12 protein-coding genes are annotated in these 22,604 nt (G+C 49.5%); 6 read left to right on the top strand and 6 right to left on the bottom strand.

Going from position 1 to position 22,604, the window contains the following annotated elements; translation table 11 throughout:
- Positions 1 to 4: 4 nt before the first annotated feature.
- Together BQ2633_RS03905 and htpG are read right to left on the bottom strand one after the other, a co-directional pair.
- The gene (locus BQ2633_RS03905) at positions 5 to 925 is read right to left on the bottom strand and encodes an N-acetylmuramoyl-L-alanine amidase-like domain-containing protein (RefSeq protein ID WP_141700128.1); all 921 of its coding nucleotides are present in this window, start codon (positions 923 to 925) and stop codon (positions 5 to 7) included.
- A 91-nt stretch (positions 926 to 1,016) separates the two neighbouring features.
- On the bottom strand, positions 1,017 to 3,077 hold the full coding sequence (gene htpG / locus BQ2633_RS03900; RefSeq protein ID WP_075565241.1) for a molecular chaperone HtpG: 2,061 nt from the start codon (positions 3,075 to 3,077) through the stop codon (positions 1,017 to 1,019).
- 746 nt (positions 3,078 to 3,823) lie between these two features.
- On the opposite strand from htpG, the gene BQ2633_RS03895 reads away from it, so the two are divergent.
- A complete protein-coding gene (locus BQ2633_RS03895) occupies positions 3,824 to 4,009 on the top strand; it encodes a PG1828 family lipoprotein (protein WP_075565239.1) in 186 nt (61 codons plus the stop codon).
- Positions 4,010 to 4,388: 379 nt separating this feature from the next.
- Here the strand turns inward: BQ2633_RS03895 and BQ2633_RS03890 are convergent, their stop codons facing one another.
- On the bottom strand, positions 4,389 to 5,567 hold the full coding sequence (locus BQ2633_RS03890; RefSeq protein ID WP_075565238.1) for a glycosyltransferase: 1,179 nt from the start codon (positions 5,565 to 5,567) through the stop codon (positions 4,389 to 4,391).
- A 93-nt stretch (positions 5,568 to 5,660) separates the two neighbouring features.
- On the bottom strand, positions 5,661 to 6,434 hold the full coding sequence (locus BQ2633_RS03885; protein WP_075565237.1) for an RNA methyltransferase: 774 nt from the start codon (positions 6,432 to 6,434) through the stop codon (positions 5,661 to 5,663).
- 182 nt (positions 6,435 to 6,616) lie between these two features.
- Between BQ2633_RS03885 and tamL the strand changes: the two genes are divergently transcribed.
- The 5 genes from tamL (at position 6,617) to BQ2633_RS03855 (ending at position 17,951) form a co-directional block, all read left to right on the top strand.
- The gene (gene tamL, locus BQ2633_RS03880; RefSeq protein ID WP_346048112.1) at positions 6,617 to 8,866 is read left to right on the top strand and encodes a translocation and assembly module lipoprotein TamL; all 2,250 of its coding nucleotides are present in this window, start codon (positions 6,617 to 6,619) and stop codon (positions 8,864 to 8,866) included.
- Positions 8,867 to 9,054: 188 nt separating this feature from the next.
- Positions 9,055 to 10,056: an MBL fold metallo-hydrolase gene (locus tag BQ2633_RS03875; protein WP_083233935.1), complete on the top strand. Its 1,002-nt coding sequence runs from the start codon at positions 9,055 to 9,057 to the stop codon at positions 10,054 to 10,056.
- 204 nt (positions 10,057 to 10,260) lie between these two features.
- Positions 10,261 to 12,429, top strand: a complete 2,169-nt coding sequence (locus BQ2633_RS03870) for a peptidylprolyl isomerase (RefSeq protein WP_075565235.1) — start codon at positions 10,261 to 10,263, stop codon at positions 12,427 to 12,429.
- Between the two features lie 294 nt (positions 12,430 to 12,723).
- Complete coding sequence (gene mfd, locus BQ2633_RS03860; protein WP_075565234.1) at positions 12,724 to 16,269, top strand: transcription-repair coupling factor; 3,546 nt, start codon at positions 12,724 to 12,726, stop codon at positions 16,267 to 16,269.
- A gap of 173 nt (positions 16,270 to 16,442) precedes the next feature.
- A complete protein-coding gene (locus BQ2633_RS03855; RefSeq protein ID WP_075565232.1) occupies positions 16,443 to 17,951 on the top strand; it encodes a glutamine synthetase family protein in 1,509 nt (502 codons plus the stop codon).
- Positions 17,952 to 18,147: 196 nt separating this feature from the next.
- Here the strand turns inward: BQ2633_RS03855 and BQ2633_RS03850 are convergent, their stop codons facing one another.
- Together BQ2633_RS03850 and rprY are read right to left on the bottom strand one after the other, a co-directional pair.
- Complete coding sequence (locus BQ2633_RS03850) at positions 18,148 to 21,318, bottom strand: M60 family metallopeptidase (protein ID WP_075565230.1); 3,171 nt, start codon at positions 21,316 to 21,318, stop codon at positions 18,148 to 18,150.
- Between the two features lie 442 nt (positions 21,319 to 21,760).
- Positions 21,761 to 22,468 carry a response regulator transcription factor RprY gene (gene rprY, locus BQ2633_RS03845; RefSeq protein ID WP_075567176.1) on the bottom strand — a complete coding sequence of 236 codons (708 nt, stop codon included), beginning with the start codon at positions 22,466 to 22,468 and terminating at the stop codon, positions 21,761 to 21,763.
- Positions 22,469 to 22,604: the final 136 nt, after the last annotated feature.

The following is a 22,604-nucleotide window of genomic DNA, read 5'->3' as shown; positions in this document are numbered from 1 at the left end:
CTATTTATCCCTTGTTGATGATTCTAAACACGCGGATACCTCTAGCGTGGGAAATTCTTTTTAGATAATCCTCCAAAGTGCGCTCGTCAGCAATCACGCGTTTGCGCTCACTCGAAGCGTGGAGCATGTGGAGTTTACCATCATTTCCCCAAAAAGCAATACCTTGGTGAGAATAGTCCAATCCCGCTTTTTGCGTCACCACCGTGATGATGTCGCCATCATGGATAGCCCCCAACTGTTGGCGCGAAAGCCCAGCATTTGACTTCGGAAGAAAGCGACCCACTTTGCCAGAATATTTGCGCTCTAATTGAGCAATTTCGCGCACACGTTCAGGATGATTTTTGAGAAAAGGATAAGCATCAGCGTGCGTACTCATATAGTTGAGGCGAATCTCCAGCGGCTGAGTGAGCGCTTGAGGCAGCAACACTTCTTTTGCCACTTTGCGTTTCGTCAAATCAGCCATCCAAAACGAGAGATAGTGCAAGCGTGAGGTATAACCCCGATTTTTTCCATCGAAATAACGGATTTTCTCCAGATTTCTTGTGTAGCTCGCCACATCCGTTTTGCCTTCGCGACGCGTCATCGCCAGTGCTTGACTCGTCTCCACCAAAGTGGCGCAGTCCAATCCTTGGAGATTGACCACCACCTGTTCGGGATCTGCCACTTCCAACGTCGCAGCCACGTAGGGGCGACCAAGAAACTTGCGTGCAAAATCGAGTGGAGTCTTGAGCGACTTATCTGCAAGAAGTCGTTGCACCTCCGCTGCATCTGTAGCAGCACATACCACGCCTTGCGGCACCTTGTTCGACTGTGCCGGTGCAAGAGAAGAGGAGGCAGCAGAAGTTTGCGCCACTGCTGCGGTTTGCATCCAAGGCAGACACGTCCACAGCGAAAAGAGTAGGCTAAAAAGACTCTGTAAGAGCATAATTTCAAGGAAGGATAAAAAAGCAAAGAAGGCAGTGGAGTGCAGACCAAAGCCCACTCCACTACCAGATTTACGTAGAACGAAGAACTATTTATTGGATGAGATCCACCGAACGCTTCACAAACGCATTGAGCGCTTCACCGCGGAGCAGACCATTTTGCAAGAGTGCAAGGTCAATGAGTTGTGACACCACTTGGTTTTCGCGAGCATAGCCAGCGAGCGCCTCATTGCGCTGCGTATATTGTGCTGCGATGTCCTTGTTCACTTGCTCGAGTTCAGCCTTCTCTTCGGGAGTCACATCTTCAGGTTTCAAATCCTTTTGTGCAGTTTCGAGCGCAGTGCGACGAGCTTGCAAACCGCGGAGTTCAGCATCGATAGGCGCAAGTTTTTCGCCCGTAGCCGACACCACACCCTCGCCCACTTGTTTCACGAGCGGATGGTCTGTGTTGAGCACCAAACTGTACATGTCGGGCATTTCGCCATAGAACGACATGCCAGGTTGCAAGCGTGCCGTTTCCTTCATGCGGCGCATATATTCGCTCTGAGTGATGAGCACTGGAGCAGAAGAAGCACCCATAGCCGAAGTTTCGACATGGAATTGTGCTTTCTCCACTTGTGGCAACACAGCGTTGAACACCGAAGTCAAATTTTCGTTCGCAGCCTTGTCCGCCTCGGTCACCGATTCGTCCTTCTTGGGGATGAGGCGTTCGGGAGTGTCGCCGTCCACGCGCACAAAGCGAGTCTTTTCCCACTTCTGTTCGAGCTGGCTCACCAGAGGTGCATCGAGTTGTCCATCGAGCAAGAGCACATTGTAGCCCTTCGCCTTCGCAGCTTCGATGTAAGAGAATTGCGCTTCGCGGTCGTTCGTGTAAAGACACACTAATTGCTCATCTTTGTCGGTTTGGTTCTCTTTGATTGCTTCGCGATATTCCTCATAAGTGTAAGCTTTTCCGTCAATATCCTTGAGAAGTGCGAAGTTCTTCGCCTTATCGTAGAAGTCGGGTTCAGAGAGAATGCCGTAGTCGATGAAGAGTTTGAGGTCGTCCCACTTTTCTTCAAACTGAGCGCGATCGCTCTTGAAGAGAGAAGAAAGACGGTCTGCCACCTTCTTGGTGATGTATTGCGAAATCTTCTTCACATTGCGGTCGCTCTGGAGGTAAGAACGGCTCACGTTGAGCGGAATGTCCGGACTGTCGATGACCCCGTGCAAGAGTGTCAAGAAGTCGGGCACAATGTTTTCCACAGAGTCTGTGACAAACACTTGGTTGCAATAGAGTTGAATCTTATTGCGATGGATTTCGATGTTGTTTTTAATCTTGGGGAAATACAAAACACCCGTGAGATTGAAGGGATAGTCCACATTCAGGTGAATCCAGAAGAGGGGTTCATCTTGCATGGGATAGAGATCGCGATAGAAATTGCGATAATCCTCATCAGTCAGGGTAGAAGGCGTCTTTGTCCAGAGAGGGTGAGTGTCGTTGATCACGTTGTCCTCTGCGGTGTCCACCTGTTGGCCGTCCTTCCACTCCTTCTTTTTGCCAAAGGCAACGGGGATGGGGAGGAAACGGCAGTATTTGTTGAGCAAAGTTTGGATGCGACCCTCTTCGAGGAACTCCTTGTTTTCCTCGTCGATGTGCAGCACAATGTCTGTGCCGCGTTCTGCCTTTTCCGCTGGTTCGAGCGTAAACTCGGGAGTGCCGTCGCAGCTCCATTTCACAGCTTCTGCATCTTCGCGGTAGCTCTTGGTCACGATGTCTACGCGACTAGACACCATGAACGAAGAATAGAAGCCAAGACCGAAGTGACCAATGATAGTGGCTGCATCGTCTTTGTATTTTTCGAGGAAGTCCGTGGCACCAGAGAAAGCGATTTGGTTGATGTAGCGGTCTATCTCTTCTGCCGTCATACCAATACCTTGGTCGCTGATGGTGAGTGTGCCAGCTTCTTTGTCAATGTTCACCGATACTTTCACGTCGGTGGTGTCGCCTTTGAATTCGCCCTTACTGGCTAGGGTGCGAAGTTTTTGTGTAGCGTCAACTGCGTTGGCTACGATTTCGCGGAGAAAAATTTCGTGGTCGCTATACAAGAATTTCTTGATAACGGGGAATATGTTTTCGGTCGTGATGCCGATGTGTCCTTTTTGTGTGGCCATGTTTTCAGCGTTTTAATGATGAGTTAATGACTTTTTTATTTGGCTACTTAGATTGCAACATCCGTGCCAAAGGTCGTTTTGTCTGTCATTCTTCATTATCTTATTAGCGATGTCTGCATTTCTGGCGCGATGGTGCGGAGGAGAAGCGGGATTTGCGAAGAAAGGAAATGGCATAAAAGTACAGAGTAGCTTGAACTGTTGCTAGCAAGTATACCTATTATATATAAGGTGACCCTGTATAATAAGTTGTGCATACTGATAATGTGTCGCACATTATTATTGGATAAGGAACGCATTCTTATCATCTATGGAGTCCAGACTAATAAAGGGGCGCGCGCTTGTTTGTAACGCCTGTCCATCTCAATACTATGCAGTTGTTTCTCCTTCAAAAGGAATTTCCCTATATATAATAAGGCGTACTTTGAGCATCTATAGGGGTAGAGCACTCGAATCAACTGATATTTCATGGTTTTCTCTCGTATTTCTCTAGCCAACAGGAGATAAATCGTGAATGGTTTCAAGGTAGATCTAAGCAAAGACGCAGGAAAAATGCAAGGAAGATAGAAAGATACGTGTTAAAAGTGTAATGTCTACTTATAAAAACACTGTCGTTTGGTAGAAAAATGGGGGGTAAAGTGGTTTTTTCTTCAAAAAAAGTAGGCGAACACTTGCTAGCTCCAAAATAGTATGTACCTTTGCATTGTTTTAATAGCAATTGATTGTTTCACTCTAAACTCACAAAGACAATGAAAAAGTTAGTTTTCATGTTCGTAGCTCTCGCAGCTATCTCTTTCGCTTCTTGCGGTAACAAGGCTGAAGCTCCTGTACAATCTGACAGCCTATCTGCTGATTCTGCTGACTCTGTAGTTAAAGATAGCACTGCTACTGACTCTGCTGCTGCTCCTGCTGCAACTGACAGCGTAGCTAAGTAATTAGCCGAAGCTACAAACAAGTAATCTAAGGATTACATGCCCAGATTGGGCAACTGAGAGAATTGAAACCAGTTGGAACTTTCGTTCCTGCTGGTTTTTTTATGTCCAGACCTCACTCGTTGCGAGAGGTTTAACCCAAATCAGTTCAGGAACTAATGACCGATGGGGAATTAACGAATAAGTGACTCGACAGCAACGAAAGAGAGTGCGCCCCAAATCAATGTTTGGAGCGCACTCTTTTGTTTGTTAGGGTATGACCTTCGGTAGATAGCTGGTAAACTCTGTGCCCTATCAAGTGGGCTACAGCCTTAGACGCTGTGGTCGGATGGGAAAGAAAAAGGCGGTCATTAAAAGTCAAAGCCATGCTTGAGGGAGGAAGTTATTCGAAGTCTTCCGTAAACAAGCGGCGGATGCGAAGTCGGCTGCGATAGGGTTGAATAATCACCAGCAAGAAGAAGAGCAAGGGCAAAGCATCCCAAAGTATTTGCCAATATTCGTAGGGCACGAAGGGCAAGGGAGCAATCGTTTGGTTGAACCAGATATTCGCGTCTTCCCAGCTTTGGAGCATGCGCAACGTAGTAGCAACCACAAACAGGGCGATGCTTAGATAGAAAAAAGTGGTGGCTATCTTTTTGCTTCGGAGAGGATGGATGCCGCGTTGTGCCAATCGACGGCGCAGGGTGAGCTGTTCTCGCTGCAAGCTGTCCTTTGCCATCGGTTCGTCGGGGAGAGGTTGCTGCACAAAACTGTCAGGGTGCAGTGTCAATGCCACGCGGTCTGTAGCTGCACGGCTCGTCAAAAGCGCGCATTCCCCATAAGGGAGGTCCAGACTGTCGGTGAAGAGTCCTTGTTTCACCGCCCACGTTTTGCGCAGTGCCACGTTGCAAGCTTCGCTGCTGACAGGACGATTCTTCAGCCATAGACGAAAATTAGACGCCTGCCATTCCATCGCTTTCAGTTGTGCACTGGGTTGTTCCCAATCACTGGTGGGAGCTACATATCCCACCACCACGTCACGGTCTTCAGTGCATTGTTGTTTCATGCGTTCGAGCCATTGCGGAGAAGCCGGAAGGCTGTGGGTTGTCACTACTACCACCCAAGGGGCACGTGCCGAGCGCACCCCGAGTGTCAGTGCTAGTTTGCGCGGATAGAGGTTGCGATGGGTAAGTGGCACAAAGGTGAAACGCAAATTCGGGTAGTCGTTTTGCAGTCGCTGCACGATGTTGCGCGTTTCGTCTTCACCGTCCGAAGCATCTGCCACCACCACTTCAAAGGGAAAAGTCGTTTCTTGCTGCAACCACAGTGGAAGATGGCGTTCTACCCACCAATCATCGTTTTCGGTGGCAAGGACTATCGACATCTCAGGACGCGTGGCGCGAGAGGACGGCTGTGCGTCAGCTATGCCCGCAGAGGGAGTCACGAAGGGAAGTGCCTCGTCCCTTTGTTGGCGCGCCAAACGTGCGAGTTTGCGAAAACTCCACGTGCGACACAGTCCATAGATCAGCGCACAACCGATGAAGAGTAGAGAAAAGAGGACAGAAATGATGATTTGCAACATAGAAGTCTACAGAGGAAGAGAGAAATGAGAAGGGCAGGAGAGCAAGCACGCTTGTAGAGTGAGCTAGGCAAGTTCAGCTAAAAACTGTGCAGACTAGCCTTGTTGTCTGCGAAACTCAGCCACGGCAACGGCAGTGGCGATGGCAACATTCAAACTCTCGCTAGTGGGGCGATGAGCAGGGAAACTAGGGATGAGTAAACGGCGATTCACCGTAGCTTCTACGTCAGCACTGATGCCCTTGCCCTCGTTGCCCATGACCAAAACACCAGAGTGGGGCAGGGGAGCCGCATAGATGTTGTCGCCATCTAAGAAAGTGCCGCACACAGCCACCTCGTTGGGCAGGCTTTCGAGCCATTGGGGCAAATCGACATACGACACTTTGACGCGGGCTATCGCGCCCATCGTGGCTTGCACCACTTTAGGGGCAAACACATCGGCAGTGTCGTGCGAGCACACCACGTGGTCGATGCCCCACCAGTCGGCAATGCGGACAATGGTGCCCAAGTTGCCAGGGTCTTGCACGCCATCGAGTGCCAGCACCATTTGTTGTTCGGTGGCAGCAGTCAGCGTCTTTGTTTCCACTGCTGGGGGCAGGTGGAAAAGCGCAAGCCCATGTCGTGGCGTCTTGAGCTGCGACATCTGTTCCAGTTCACGCTGGTTAATCACCACTATTTCCTCCACGCGCCTCAGAAGTTGCTCCTCACAAGTGTTGAGAAAGTCTTCTGTGGCACACAACAGCCGGCAGGAGAGCAAAGGCAGCAGTTCGCGCAGCACTTTTGCCCCTTCGGCAAGGAAAAGCCCCTCAGCGTCACGGTGTTTTTTTTGCGCTAATTGTCGAATCTGTTTGATGCGATTTTTGCCAATCATGTTGTTGCGTGGGAATTTAGATGAAAAAGATGTTGCAAAAGTACGCGCTTTTTCTGAAAAGAACTATCTTTGCAAATTAAAAATAGACTATCTTCGTGAAGTTCTTTGATATATCCTCATATATATATAGGTGCTGTGCGCAAATCAGGGCGTATCAGTGCTTTCTTTTGCTTTGCATCGCGGTGATATTGTCGTCTTGTTCTGCCACACGTTTTGTGCCCAACGACCGATATTTACTTTCTAGCGTGCAATTGCGCAGCGATCAGCCCGAGGTGGTGCCCTCCGACTATCGCACCTATGTGCGACAAGAGCCCAATTCTCGTTGGCTCAGCACTGCCAAAGTGCCGTTGGGTATCTATTGTATGTCGGGCACCAACGAGAAGTGGTTGTTCAATCGCTTCATGCACCGCATCGGAGAAGCTCCCGTGGTCTATGATCCTGCCTTGATGGAGTATTCCCAAAGTTCCCTCACCTCTGCTCTTCGTGCTAAGGGTTATTTGCAGGCGACCGTGACCGTGGATTCCACGCTGAAAAAACAACGAATGCACCTGCGCTACACCATGCACCCTCGCCAACGTGCCTATGTGGTCAATGTTTATCGCGAGTTTGACAACGAAGCAGTGCGTCAGGAGGTGGAGCGCGACTCTGCTGCCTCATTGCTCTACAAGGGTATGCCCCTCGATTTGGGAGTGCTCAACGAAGAAAGAGCCAGAATCGTGCATCGCTTGCAGAATGCTGGTTTCATGAACGTCAACAATGAGTTCATCTTCTTCACCGCCGACACCACCGCACAAAGTCATGCAGTCGATTTGACCATGCACGTCATGCTCCCTCCCAAGGCAGATGTCAGAGTGGGCTATCAGCGTTACCGCATTGGCAAAGTGACGGTGCAAGAAAATGTGTTGGATGAGGCTCCTGCCGATACCACTTATTATCGAAATATCTGCTTCGTGTCGCACGGCGGACAACAAATCAACCGCCGTGTCTATATGCGCCATCTCTTCATCGAGCCCGACAGTCTTTATCGAGATGTAGCGACACAATATTCTTACCAAAACTTGAACAGTTTAGGGGCAATCAGTTTCTCCACCATCCACTACACGTCACCCGAGGTGGGCGATAGCACCGTTGATGTCAATGTGTCGGTGCAGTTGGCAAAATCGCATGGCATCAGTTTTGACATCGAAGGCACCAACACGGCAGGCGATTTGGGAGGAGCAGCGTCTTTCACCTACACCCATCGCAATCTATTTAATGGGGGAGAAAATTTATCCCTCAAACTGCGTGGTGCCTACGAAACCATCAGCCGATTGCAGGGCTATGCCAACCAAGACTACATCGAATATGGTGCTGAGGCTGCACTGAGATTACCTTCTTTGCCCCTCTCGTTTGGAGAGCGGATGTTTCGTTCCTATCGAGGCGTTACGGAGTTCTCCTTACTCTACAACTCTCAAAACCGTCCGGAATTCTATCGTCGCTTGCTCACCGGCACCTGGTCCACCATGTGGAATGCCCATCGCAAGCCCAACCTCCAGCACCGCTACGACATTGTTTCGCTCAACTATGTCTTCATGCCCTGGATTTCTTCCACCTTCCGCCGTGAATATCTAGAAGGCGACAATCCTCGTTATGCCGTCTTGCGCAATTCTTATGAGAATTTGTTCATCATGCGCTCCGCCTACGGCATCGTCTACAATTCGTTGCGCGGACGAAATGGAGGTTCGCTCAATCAAACCAATGGTTATCAAATCAAGGCAAATGTAGAAACGGCAGGTAATGTGCTCTATGGCGTGGCAAAGCTGCTCAATATGCGTCGCAATGCCAACAACGACTATGCCATCTTGAACATCCCTTTCTCGCAATATGTGAAGTTCGACTTCGACTATTCCAAGTCGTTCCGCCTCACAGAAGCCAGTTCGCTCGCTGCCCATGCCGCTTTGGGCGTCGCCATCCCCTATGGCAATTCCTCCGTCATCCCCTACGAAAAGCGCTATTTTTCTGGTGGTGCCAACTCCGTGCGCGGCTGGAATGTCCGCACCTTGGGACCTGGTGGCTATGTGGGACGCGATGGCAACATCGACTTCATCAACCAAACGGGTAACTTGAAGTTGGATCTCTCTGTGGAATATCGTGCCGCCCTCTTCTGGAAGTTTGAAGGAGCAGCCTTTGTCGATGCTGGCAATGTGTGGAGCACAAACACGCATGCCGATTTGACCAATGGACAATTTCATTTTAATACCTTCTATCGTCAAATCGCTGTGGCGTATGGCTTGGGCTTGAGATTAAATCTCAACTATTTCATCCTCCGTTTGGATGGAGGTGTGAAAGCCATCAACCCAGCCGTGACAAGCGGTAGTGGACATTATCCCATCTTCTCTCCCAAGTTGTCGCGCGACTTAGCCCTCCACTTTGCTGTGGGCTTGCCCTTCTAAAGCGACATCCTCCCTCTTCGCCACTTCCTCGCTCTCCAGTGCTCGCTGCACATGGGAGGAGTGAGTGGTGACTTTTCTACAGACGCATTCCGATAGATGAGCGGATTCATCCGAGTAGTCGAAAATAGCAGCATGAGGGGGCTGTCCCAACGTCTTGTCATTGCAATCATCTTGTTCAATAATACACTATGAAATTTATCTGCTTCGGTAGCGGAAGCTCCGGCAACTGTTATTATTTGGAATCACGAGGCACTGCCATTCTCATTGACTTGGGCATCGGCATCCGTGCTTTCAAACGCTATATGAGCAACTATGGGCTCACCATTCCCAAGATTGCTGCTATCATCGTCACCCACGATCACACCGACCATATCAAGGCTGTAGGACCGATGGCGATTACCTATCGCACTCCCGTCTATGCTTCACAGCGTGTGCACGAGGGCATCGATCGCAACCGCTTCATGACCAAAAAGATTCCGGCAGAACTAAAGCAACTCACCAAACTCAATACTCCCTTTGAGGTGGGCAATTTCCGCATCACGCCATTTGCCGTGCCTCACGACTCCAACGATAACAATGGCTATTTCATCGAACTCATTCAGGCTGAGCCTGCTGAGGAAAAGATGTTCGGCAGTCTGTTTGACACGGTGGACGCTTCGCACATAAGAATCGGAGAACCTCAAAAAAATGTCGGAGTTTCTTCAGAAAACGTGGGAGATTTTTCCAAAAACGTTGGAGAAAATTCAGAAAACGTGGGAGTTTTTTCTACAAACGTGGGAGAAAATCCCCAAGACACTCCAGTTGCCTCGCCCACCTTCTGTCTCATCACCGATGCAGGTCAGTTCACCGACGACATGATTCCCTATGTGCAGCGTGCAAAATACCTGGTCATCGAAGCCAACTACGACACCGATATGTTGGCAAATGGTCCCTATCCCAAATATCTCCAAGATCGCATCTCGAGTGGACGTGGACACTTGGCGAATGTGCTCACTGCTGCAGCTTTGCGCACGCACCTCACCCCTGTGACGAAGCGCATTTGGTTGTGCCATCTCAGTGCGGAAAACAATCATCCCGACACGGCGGCTGCCACGGTGCGCAATGCCGTTGAAGCTCTTCCCTTTGATCCCAAACCCACTGTCGAAGTGCTCCGTCGCACAGTACCTTCCGAGTTGATGGAATTGCGCTAGTGTCATCGTTCGCAACGATTTTGGCACACTTCCAGCACAATAGAGCCCCTAGAAAGTGCACAAAACTCTAACTAGCAACATTATTTTTGCACTCGATCTGTCGCTATTTGAGGTTTTTTGTGTAACTTTGTCGCCAAATCTGTGCCCTTTTCCTTAAAGGCAACACTAACGTACTGAGAATAAAAACAATAAACACAATAGATAATGGCAGCATTACAAAAAATCAGAAGCAGTTCATGGATCATTGGTCTCATGGGTGTGGGCATGTTTCTTTTCATCCTCACCATGGTGCTCGACCAAAACACCTTGTCTGTGCTGAGAAACTCCAGCAACAACGCTGGTTCTGTGTATGGCAAGAGCCTTTCGCAGCAGGACTTCTATGAAATGGTCAATGAAGCTAGCGAGGCAGCAAAACTTCGATTCGGTGGTAACCTCACTGATGAGCAACAAGACCAAGTGCGCGACATGGTTTGGCAGCAATATGTCCAATTCCAACTCGTGAAGCACGAAACTGACAAACTCGGTCTTGAAGTGACAGAGAAGGAAGTGGAGCAAGCTATCAAAGAAGGTACAGCTCAGGCTTTCCAAAATGTTCCTATGTTCATGGGACAAAGCGGACGTTTTGACTACACTGCTTTGCAAGAGTTCTTGAAACAAGCTAAGTCTATGCAAAGCCAACAAACTTCTCCCGAAGTGGCTGAGCAAGTGGCTATGATCAATAAGCTCTGGGCGTACACTGAAAAGCAGTTGCGTCAAGAATTGTTGTTGAACAAGTACCAAACGCTCTTCATGACGTCTTTCACTTCGAACCCCGTAGCTGCAAAAATGCAATATGAAGCAACTGCTGTGGCTTCTAGCGCTGAAGTGGCTGCGTTCCCTTATCGTGCCATTTCCGACAAGGATGTTAAGGTGACTGACGATGATTTGAAGGCTGCCTATAAGGCTCGCAAAGAAATCTTCCGTCTTGAAGGCGAAACTCGCGACATCAAGTACATCGACGTTGAAGTGATGGCTAGCGAAGCTGACCGTAAGGCGCTCGAAGGCGACATGCAAGCTCTTTATGAAAAGATGCAAGCTGGGGGCGACCTCGCTGCACTCGTCAATGCTTCAAAGAGTGTGATGCACTATGTGAACATCCCCCTCTCTGAAAACCTCTTCCCTACTGACGTAAAGGCAGAGTTGGACAAGATGGCTCCTGGACAGTTGAATGCCCCTCAATACAATGCACAAGACAACACGATGAACATCGTGAAACTTGTGGCGAAGACGCAATCTCCCGACTCTATCTTGTATCGTGTGATTCCTGCACAAGCTGCTGACGCTGCTGCATCTGCCACTCGTGCAGACTCTATGCTCAAGGCGCTCAACGGAGGTGCTAGCGTGGCAGAAGTTGCCAAGAAGGTTGGTGTGCCTAGCGATTCTATGTGGGTAACTCCTCAACAATTTGAAAGCCCTCAATTATCTGGCGACAACCTCAAGTTTGTGCAAACTTTGCTCAGCTCTCCCCTCAAGCAGTTTACCATCATGGACATGCAAGGTATGAAGGTGCTTGTACAAGTGCTCGACCGCAAGGCCATGAAGACAAAGTACAACGCTGCAGTGGTGAAGGTTCCTGTAGACTTCTCTAGAGCTACCTACGATGCGGCTGTGAGCAAGATGAATCGTTTCCTCGCTGCTAACCGCACTCTCGCTGATCTCGAAAAGAATGCAGCTAAGGAAGGTTATCGCGTGGTAGAACAAGCCAACTTCCAAACTTCTGACCGCAACATCGGTGCCGATGGCATGTACAATCCTGGCGTTCGTGGTTCTAAGGTTGCCGTGAAGTGGGTGTTTGACGAAGCTAAGCCCGGGGAAATCTCAGGTCTTTATCAAGTTGGTGAAGCCAACAATCACCTCCTCGTGGTTGGTCTTTCTAAGGTGAACGACGAAGGTTACTACGCTTGGGACGACAAGCAAGTGAAAGACTATCTCACTGCTATCGTGAAGAGCGAGAAGAAGGCTGCAGTAGCAGCCCAAAAGTATGCTGGTGTGAAGACCATCGCTGAAGCAAAAGCCAAGGGTGCTATCGTGGAAAACCTCGAAAATGTCACCTTCGCTGGACTTGCCAACGTGGCTGCAGTAAGTGTACCTGACCCCGCTCTCACTGGCGCTATCACAGCTGCTAAGAAGGGTGCTACCACTCCCCTCGTAGTGGGTGCTGCTGGTGCTTACATCGCTCGCGTTACTGATCGCAAGAATATCTCTACCGAGAAGTTTGACGCTAAGACCGTGATGCAACAGCAACAACAAGCTATGATGCAACAATTGGGTCAATCTACAATGCAAGTGCTCCGTCAAAATGCTAAGGTGGAGGACAACCGCTACAAGTTCTAAACGAAGACACTGTGTATAGACACAGACTTACTATTTGATTTAACCCAAATCGGTCATTAGATCCTGAACAGATTTTGTTGGTTTGTTGAGCTGATGGCTTGTCGTTAGTTTGAAGGCGTAGCGGGCTACGTCGAGAACGAACGAGAAACGAGATGCCAACAAGAAAATAAAATATGACAGGAAGTAATCTTTTCCATTACCAGTAACGCTTTTACGGTCTAATGACCAATTTGGGTTTAACGGAGTTGAGAGTGATAACCTCTCGACTCCGTTGCGCTATATGCCTATTTCTTTATGCAACTCTCTGAATTGATTCAGCTTTTTCAGCACCATCCTGGGGTGAAAGCCCTTGAGCGCTGTTGGACGGAACAGAGTCTCCTTGTCTTTCTCGACGGACTGCAGGGCTCTGCTGCCCCTGTCATGCTTGCTGCCACTGCGCAGACGGCGCAAGGACTCTATATGGTGGTGATGAACGATGAGGAAGAAGCCGGATATTTCTATAATGATTTGCGACAACTCTTGGGTGATGGCGCCGTGCTCTTCCTTCCCTCGTCCTATCGTCGTGCCGTGAAATACGGACACCGCGATGCTGCCAACGAGATTCTCCGCACAGATGTGTTATCTAAGCTCACGCGCTTGGCTGCCAAATCGGAAAAAGGCGACAATAACGCTGCTTTATTTGTGGTCACCTTCCCTGCGGCTCTAGCGGAAAAGGTGGCTTCGCCCAAGGCCATGGACGAACAAACGCTCACCCTCTGCGTGGGGCAAGAACAAGATGTCACAGTCTTTGTCAAGGCATTGGAAGAGTTAGGATTCAAACGCCGTGATTATGTCTACGAACCTGGAGAATATGCCCTCCGTGGTTCTATTCTCGACATCTTCAGTTTTGCTTCTGAATATCCTTTCCGTGTAGACTTCTTTGGGGACGACATCGAAAGCATCCGCACCTTTGAGGTGCAAACGCAGCTTTCGCAAGAGGTGTGTAGCACCATTAGCATTGTGCCCGATGTGGAGTCGGAGACCGCTGTCGGAAGTCTTGTGCCCATCACCGACTATTTGCCACCACACACCACCATTGTGGCTAAAGACTTGCCCTTTGTGGGAGAGGTCGTTAATCGCATCTTTGAAGAAGGTTTCGCTCAACAAGCGGTGGCAGAACAAGCCGCGACTTCCGAGATGGAGCTAGCTGAAGTGCACGAACGCTTCTCCGCAGCTCATCAACTGGTGAAGGGAGATGCCCTATTGCGCGCCTTCGATAATTTACCGCAATGGATTATTGCTACCAGCACCCACAAAGCTACGGATACTACGCTCGCTAAGAAATGGGTGAAGGTAGGCTTTCACACCCGTGCCCAGCCCTTATTTCACAAGAAATTCGACCTCGTATTGGAGCAATTTGAGCGTCATGCAGCCGAGGGAATACATACGTATGTGTTGGCAGATAGCGACAAACAGAATGAGCGTTTGCAAGACATCCTCACCGAACTCCAACAGCGCACGCGTAAGTCTGCATCGGCTGCGATGGCAGCTACAGAGGGTGGCGATGATCGGGCAGCAGTTGCAGACGAAGCTGCGGAGCATTTCCCAAAACTCTTCACACCTGTGCACTTGACGCTCCATGCCGGTTTTGAAGACGAAACAGGAAAGATTGCACTCTTCACAGATCACCAGATTTTCGACCGTTTCCACAAATATGCGCTCCGTTCAGATCATGCGCGCAATGCGAAGATAGCTTTGACGCTTAAGGAAATCATGCTGTTTGAACCTGGAGACTATGTGGTGCACGTGGATCATGGTGTCGGACAATTCGCTGGTTTGGTGCGCATTCCTGGAGCCGATGGCGCAATGCAGGAGGTCATCAAAATCACCTATCAAAAGGGAGATGCCATCTTCGTGTCGATTCATGCCCTCCACAAGGTGTCGAAATACAAAGGCAAGGAGGGTGAGCCTCCTCGTCTCTCTAGTTTGGGCACGGGAGCTTGGGAAAAGCTCAAGGGACGCACGAAGGAGAAGCTCAAAGACATAGCGCGCGACTTGATTTTGCTCTACAGTCGTCGCCGACAAGAGCAAGGTTTTGCCTTCTCTCCCGATGGTTTTATGCAGCACGAACTAGAAGGTTCGTTCCCCTACGAAGATACGCCCGACCAACTCAAGGTGACTCAGCAGGTGAAAGCTGACATGGAGCGTCCGCGTCCCATGGACCGTTTGGTATGTGGTGATGTGGGCTTTGGAAAGACGGAAATTGCCGTGCGTGCTGCCTTCAAAGCCGCTGCCGACAGCAAGCAAGTGGCAGTGATGGTGCCTACCACCGTGTTGGCGCTCCAGCATTACAAGACCTTTGTCAAGCGTTTGAAGGATTTTCCCGTGAGAGTGGACTACCTCTCTCGCGCTCGCACCCCAGCCCAAACGAAGGCTTTGCTTAAGGACTTGGCAGAAGGAAAGATTGATATCGTGGTGGGTACGCACAAACTCATCGGAAAATCGGTGAAATTCAAAGACCTCGGACTGCTCATCATCGACGAAGAACAGAAGTTTGGTGTGAGTGTCAAGGAGAAGCTCCGCCAGCTCAAGGTGAATGTCGACACCCTCACCATGTCTGCCACACCGATTCCCCGAACGCTCCAATTTTCGCTCATGGGCGCACGCGATTTGAGCGTGATCAACACACCACCACCCAGCCGACATCCCATTCAGACGGAGATTCACACCTTCGGACATGAGATCATTGCCGATGCCATCAACTTTGAACTGAGTCGAAATGGACAGGTATATATCGTGACACATCGCATCTCCTCGTTGAGCAACATAGAGTCGCTCATTCGTAAGCACGTGCCCGACGCTAGAGTGGTGGTGGGACATGGGCAGATGGAGCCCTCGAAGTTGGAACAGGTGATTGTGGACTTTGTGAATCATGAATACGATGTCCTACTTTCAACAACCATCATTGAGAACGGTATAGACGTACCTAACGCCAACACCATCCTCATCGACAATGCTCACCACTTCGGTCTCTCCGATCTCCACCAGATGCGTGGTAGAGTTGGGCGCGGTAGTCGCAAGGCGTTTTGCTATCTCATGGCACCGCCTTTGAGTTTGTTGCCCGATGATAGCCGCCGCCGTTTGCAAGCCATTGAGAACTTCTCCGACTTGGGCAGCGGTATCCATATTGCGATGCAGGATCTTGACATTCGCGGAGCTGGAAATCTCCTAGGTGCCGAACAAAGTGGCTTTGTGGCTGACTTGGGGTATGAGACTTATCAGAAGATTCTTGCCGAAGCTGTGGCTGAACTAAAGAACGAGGAGTTCGGCGAACTCTTTGCAGAGGAACTGGCGCAACAGAATTCTGCTGAGCTTGGTGATAGTTTTGTGGCAGAATGCAACGTGGATTGCGACCTTCGTGCCTATTTCCCTGAAACTTATGTGCCTGGTGCTAGCGAGCGCATGCTGCTCTATCGTGAGTTGGATGGGCTGTCGAGTGATGATGAAATAGCAGCTTTCCGCCAGCGTCTGCTCGATCGCTTCGGTGTGCTTCCGGCAGAAGCCGAGGAACTCCTTCGCGTGGTGCCCTTGCGTCGCTTAGGGCGTCGTTGCGGTGCCGAACGTTTGGTGCTTAAAGCCGGTAATATGACTCTCTATTTTGTGCCCAACGCCGAGAGTGCTTTCTACAAAAGCCAAGTGTTCCAGCGTATGATCGATTTTGCGCTCCATCCTGCGCAGATGCGTCGTTGCGAACTTGGCGAAAAGAAAGGCAAGCGCTTCCTTCGCATCAAGCAGGTGCCCAGTGTAGAAGCCGCTGTGAAGGTGCTCGAACATCTCGTCAAACCTGCGGTTCAGTCCTAAATCCTATCCATTATCTTGTTTCTTTGCGAGGTACACTTCCTGTGTATCTCGCTTTTTTTTGAGAAAAAATCAAGAAACATTGTTTGTTTTCGGAATTATCCCTATATTCGTAGTCACAAACCCGTGCTATAATTCATAGCATATAGCAGAACCCTTACTCAAATACCATTACCATGTCACAAACAACACCTTTCTATCATGCCAATGCTTTGGTGGCTTATCTTCAGAAGCCGACTTATGCATTCACAAAGGCAGACATTCTTCGCTTTGTCGCGGAGAATGGCATCCGAATGGTCAACTTTCTCTATCCCGGAGGAGATGGTCGTTTGAAGACACTCAACTTTGTCATCACCGACTACGCCTATCTTGATACGGTGCTCACCTGTGGTGAGCGCGTAGATGGCTCTAGTCTTTTCCGTTTCATCGAAGCTGGCAGCAGCGACCTCTATGTGGTGCCTCGTTTCTCCACAGCTTTTGTAGATCCCTTTGCAGAAATCCCCACACTTTGCATGCTTTGCTCCTATTTCGACAAAGATGGTCAACCCCTTTCTTCGTCTCCCGAGCAAACTTTGGTCAAAGCCGCACGCGCTTTCACGGAGACTACTGGCTTGGAGTTTGAGGCTATGGGAGAACTCGAGTACTATGTCATCAAACCCAACGAAGAGCGCTATCCTGCTGTTGACCAACGTGCGTATCATGAATCGGCACCTTTCGCCAAAACCAATTATTTCCGCGTGAAATGCATGGACTATATTGCACGTGCTGGTGGACAAATTAAGTATGGACACTCTGAGGTGGGCAACTTCGTGCAGGACGATTTGGTGTACGAACAAGGAGAAATTGAATTCCTCCCTGTACCTGTGTGCCAAGCTGCCGACCAACTTGTTGTTGCCAAGTGGATCATTCGCAATTTGGCTTACCAAGAAGGTCTAGATGTCACCTTTGCGCCAAAAATTACCACGGGCAAGGCGGGCTCAGGATTGCACATTCACATGCGCATCATGCAGGAAGGTCACAACAAGATGTTGGACAGTGATGGCAAGTTGAGCAATGAAGCACGTCGCATGATCGCAGGGCTTATTGATCTCGCTCCAAGTCTTACGGCTTTCGGCAACAAGAACCCAACGTCCTACTTCCGTTTGGTGCCCCATCAAGAAGCACCTACCAACGTGTGCTGGGGCGATCGCAACCGTTCTGTACTCATTCGTGTACCGCTCGGATGGACTGCCAAAACAGATATGTGCCATCTTGCCAATCCTCTCGAACCACAACAGCGTCTGGACACTTCGCTCAAACAGACCGTGGAAATCCGAAATGGCGATGGTTCTGCCGACGTTTATCAGTTGCTTGCTGGTATTTGCGTGGCTGCTCGTCATGGATTTGAGATGCCCGATGCCCTTGAAGTGGCTGATCGCACGTATGTTGATGTCAACATCCACGCAGCTGAGCATGCCGATCGCCTGCAAAACCTTGCCACCTTGCCCGATAGCTGCGTAGCTTCTGCCGAGCGTCTGTTGGCACAACGCGAAGTCTACGAAGCGAAAGGCGTGTTCTCGCCTGCCATGATTGATGGTATTGCCAAAGAACTCCGTGACTTCGACGACCTCACTTTGCGTGCTGACCTCGAAGGTCAGCCCAGAGAAATGGCGCGCCTTGTTGAGCAATTCTTCCATTGCGGATAAGATAACTCTTCCCATAAAACGGGGTTTAGCTGAGCTACTCTCTCTACATTCTCTCCGAACATTGCATCGTCTTTGTTCGGAGATTTTGTTTTGCCACTAAATGCAATAAGCAACTCAAAAGAGCACAAAGAAAAGCGTCCTCGCGAAATGTTGATTCGCGAGGACGCTTTATGCAATAAATGGATGGTGCAGGTGATTATTTCACCACAATCTTACCATTTTGGATGAGGACACCGTGTTGTGTCTTTTCAACTTTGCGGCCAGTGAGGTCGTAAACTTCGCCAGTATTTTCAGCCTTGTCGGCAGTAATGGTGGCAACACCGGTGAGCAAGCGTTTTTCAGAAACGAAGTTCTTAGCCACGTTGTTGGGGTCGAGAGCAATAGACTCCTTACCGTTACCGTGAGCAATGGTCATATAGTAACCATTCTTTACGAGTTCTGAAGGAATGGAGAAGCTGAATGTGTTGGATACGCGCACCAAATTGCCCTTGAGATCATAGACCTTGAAGCCTACAGCACCCTTACCGCTTTTGCGGTCTACGGTGATGTTGTTGCCACTGATCTTAGTTTCGTAGACCTTAGCTTCGTTGTCGTTGGTGTAATCCAACACGAAACCAACGTCACCTACTTCCTTAGCATCGCCAGGTGTGGCGTCGGGAGAAGTCGCTACACGGAAAGCTCCCTTAGGTGCACCAGGATAGATGGCAGGAAGTTTCTCAATACGCTCGTCGATGAAGAAGATACCAGGGTGAGCCTTGGGATATTGCTTCATGTGAGCGATGGCTTTGTTGATGTCAGCTTGGGTGGTGGTGAACCAGTTGTCATGGTAGTCACCGGTGTTGTGGTTCTTCACAGGCTTGAAGAAGCCATAGAATTGGAAGAACTCGCTGAGGTCTTCTTGTGCCACATCGGAGCAAACCATAGCAAAGCGGAGGTAGTTTTCAAGACCGCTGATAGGTTGGCTTGCGTTGGTGGAGTAGCGCATAGGAGTCTTGCGCAGACGTGCAAACACTTCGGGGAAGAAGTTGGGATGGTGTCCTTGCAATTGATAGTACAGCCAGAGTTGGAAATACAAGCGTGAGCGCATCCAAATCTCATACTCATCGCGGAACTGACCTTTGTGGAAAGACTCAATGGGGTTAGAGAGCGGACGACCACGACCCACGTTGCTACCACGGAACCATGAGTACACTTGTGAGAAGAAGTTCACAGACATTTCTGTGTCACCCGCCATGTTGATGGCCTTTTGATGGATGTGACCAGTTTCGTGAGCCACAACCCAGATGGGAGCACCTTCGTCGTTTTCCCAGCCCTTGGTAAACTTTGCCTGGTTGAGGTAGTCGCCTGTGCCAGGATAGTAAGTACCGTAGGTAGAAGCGTAGGGGTTGCCGGTAGAAGAGGCAGAAGCCGAGAGCATGCAGTTGAAGCGATCGAGATATTCATTGATACCCATGAGGTCGTGTTCCACTTTCACGAGGGTATCCCAGCGTTGGAGTACACCCTGAATGCCGGCAGCTACACCGTCTGCGTAGACGAAGCTAGAGCCGCCCTTCAAACCTTGAATGCCTTCTTGGTGTTGTTGCTTCACACCGTCCAAGTGCATGTTGAACTGATAGTATTGGTTCTTCATGTGGAGGATGGGATCTTTGAAGAGCTTCTTAGCCATTTCTTCAAAATCCTTGTTGGTGTGGCCGCGCGTGATGTCGAAGTAGCCATTGACACGTCCGCCTTCGATGTGGATGGGGAGTGAAGGAATAGCTGCCAACTTCACGCTAGGATTGGTGATGCGATAGTCGATGAAAAGATGACCTTCGACGTCGGAGATGATGGTGTTGAAGCCAGCCTTCAAATCGTAGGAGGTTCCGTTCACTTCCATGTTGTTGCATATCATGGCTCTTAGGCTAGTGTTGGACTTCATGCTGGTGACACCAACGAAAATCAACAACTGTTCGCCACGCTTCACGCTGATACCAGTGGGACCTGTTTGAGGGCTGAACTGATAACCTGTGCCCACGTATTGGTCTTCATTCCACTTGGTGGGATCGGAGTAGGGCTTATAGTCGTAGAAACGGAATTCCTTTTCGCGGTAAGACCAAGAATTGTTCTTCACCTTGAGCACCATGTCGGTGAGCACTGCAGGGAATTCTTCGGGAGCACCAGACTTACCTGTGAATTCGGTGGTGCCAACCTTCTTGAGCTCCGCTTTCAACTGATCGTCGGTGAGCGATTTGTATTCGTCTTTCAGTTCGGTGAAAGCGAGATCGTTGAAGAACTTCTTGAGGACGTTGTTGTAGCTGGTACGGTATTGGTTCAAAAATTTAGCTTCCACGCCTTGAGTGCGTGCGGTTGCCAATTCCGCTTCATCCACCTTGGCAGGGATGAAATACCACTCAGAGGCGGGATCGTTTTCATACCAGCTGAGGAGGAGCTTAGAGCCACCATTGATGTTGAAACCTACACTACCTTGGTCTTTTATGTAGTATGAGGGTACATAAAGGTTGCCAGTAGATTTTGGAGTGAAGCTAGACTTCGTGCCGCCCGTCTGATAGTTTTGACTAGCCGAACTACCTACGCTGATGATGTAGCGTTGGTTGAGGGCATTTTGGATTTGGTATTTACCGTTGACATTGGTGAGATACCAGATTTGAGAGTAGTCTTTGTCGTCGTGTGGCGCACCTGTGATGCTAGGAGTTGTGACACTACCAGCGGCATTTAGGTTGAGACCGATATTGCGGAGGAAGAACCATCCTTCTTTTGGCTCACTAGCACCAATGACTTTGCTAGCATTTTCACGGATTTGAGCGTCGGTGATGCTAGGTTCTGCTTCGAGTTCCCAGTCCGAACCCTGGTCTGGCGTACCTTTGCGGTTTGCATGCCAACCTGCCATGTTGTGGCTAGGGTCTTCGTTGAGACTGGTCTTATCGCCGGCGTTGCTATAGTTGATGTCCTTATACTTTTCTGGCTCTTTCGTCCACGAGATAGTGACATAGTTGGTCGAAGCACTCTCACTGGCATTGCCTCCACTGTAGAAGATGCTCAAGGGGAACATCGCGTTCTTTGTGATATGAGGTTTTTCGGTGAGGTAGTTCAGATCGAGAGCACTACGCAGGGTGAAGCGATCGCCCATAGGAGCGATGATCCAGAGCTGGCTAAACGCACTCTTACCTGTGCGCTTTGTAGCACCGGTAACTGCATTGTTGCTGGCATTGACCGTGGCATAATAACCCGAGCGGCGGTTTTTCAAGCGAAAAACGCCCCCCTTTTTCAAGAGCGCATCGACTGTTGCCTTGTTGGCAAAGGTCGAAACGGGAACCGCTGCTCCCGAGAGAAGGAAAGCGGAGAGGAGAAGTTTAGCAGAAAATTTCATTAAATGGGGTTGTTTGTTTCGAACGAAATGTCTCAGTGTCAATAACCCATCAGCAACCATCGCGTAGCAAGCAGGAGTTCGGCACCATTATGTTGAGGAAAACCTCTATGCTGGGCGTTGCGTCGCGCCATGTCTGTGTCTTAACAACATTTGGTTTGCGGGTTTTGACGAGCTGTCAAAAGAAAAAGAGCAATGATGGTTCTGCTGTATCGCATGGTGGCGAAACTTACATCAAGCCTTTGAAAGGCAAAAGTAATGATTATCCTTGATTTGTGCAAGTAGAGTTGACATTTTTAGCAGTCGAAATGCTACATTCTGCATGACGACTCATCTTTTTGTTGATTTTGATGCAGAAAAGGCGGAAGTTCGTCGTTGAACTTCCGCCTTTTACGTGCTATTGTTTACTTTCCGTCTAGAAAGTAGACCTTTATCAGGAGAGAAATTAGTTTTCTTCTTCCACTTCGGGTGCGATGAGCTTGTAGCCCTTACCGTGGATGTTGATGATTTGCACATCGGGATCGCCAGTGAGGTGCTTACGGAGCTTAGTGATATAAACGTCCATAGAGCGAGCGTTGAAGTAGTTATCGTCGATCCAAATCTTCTTGAGAGCGTAGTCGCGCTGCAAGATTTCGTTCATGTGTGCGCAGAGCAAACCGAGAAGTTCGCTTTCCTTGGTGGTCAGCTTCTTGGTTTCACCATTTTGGGTGAGGGTTTGCTTTTGGGCATCGAAGAAGAAAGAGCCAATTTGGTATTGTGTGCGTTCGCGGTTGCGCTTTCCACGCACGCGGCGCAAGATTGCTTCAATGCGGAAGGTCAATTCTTCCATAGAGAAGGGCTTAGTGAGGTAGTCGTCTGCACCAATCTTGAAGCCTTCAAAGACATCTTCCTTGAGCGTTTTGGCAGTCAAGAACACGATGGGCACTTCTGAGTTGGTCATGCGGATTTCCTTCGCCAAGGTGAAGCCGTCTTTCTTGGGCATCATTACGTCGAAGACGCAAAGATTGTATTTGCTACGCAAGAATTCGCGATAGCCTTCTTCACCGTCGCTGCACAGCACGGTGTCGTAGCCCTTGGCTTGAAGATATTCGCGGAGGAGCATACCGAGGTTTTCGTCGTCCTCACAAAGCAGGATTCTCATTTTTCCGTCCAGTGTCATAGTCGTATGGTTTTAATTTGGTGAATAAATGCGAGTGTGTTGTGACATAGAGGTCACAGGGTGGAGTCTTTGTCCACCAGTTGAATTTAAATTGTAGTTGCGAGTGTAAGTTTTTGTATTGACAAGCACG

It is taken from the genome of Ihuprevotella massiliensis, from assembly GCA_900095835.1.
Taxonomy (GTDB): domain Bacteria; phylum Bacteroidota; class Bacteroidia; order Bacteroidales; family Bacteroidaceae; genus Alloprevotella; species Alloprevotella massiliensis.
This window is presented reverse-complemented; position numbering and strand designations above follow the sequence as displayed.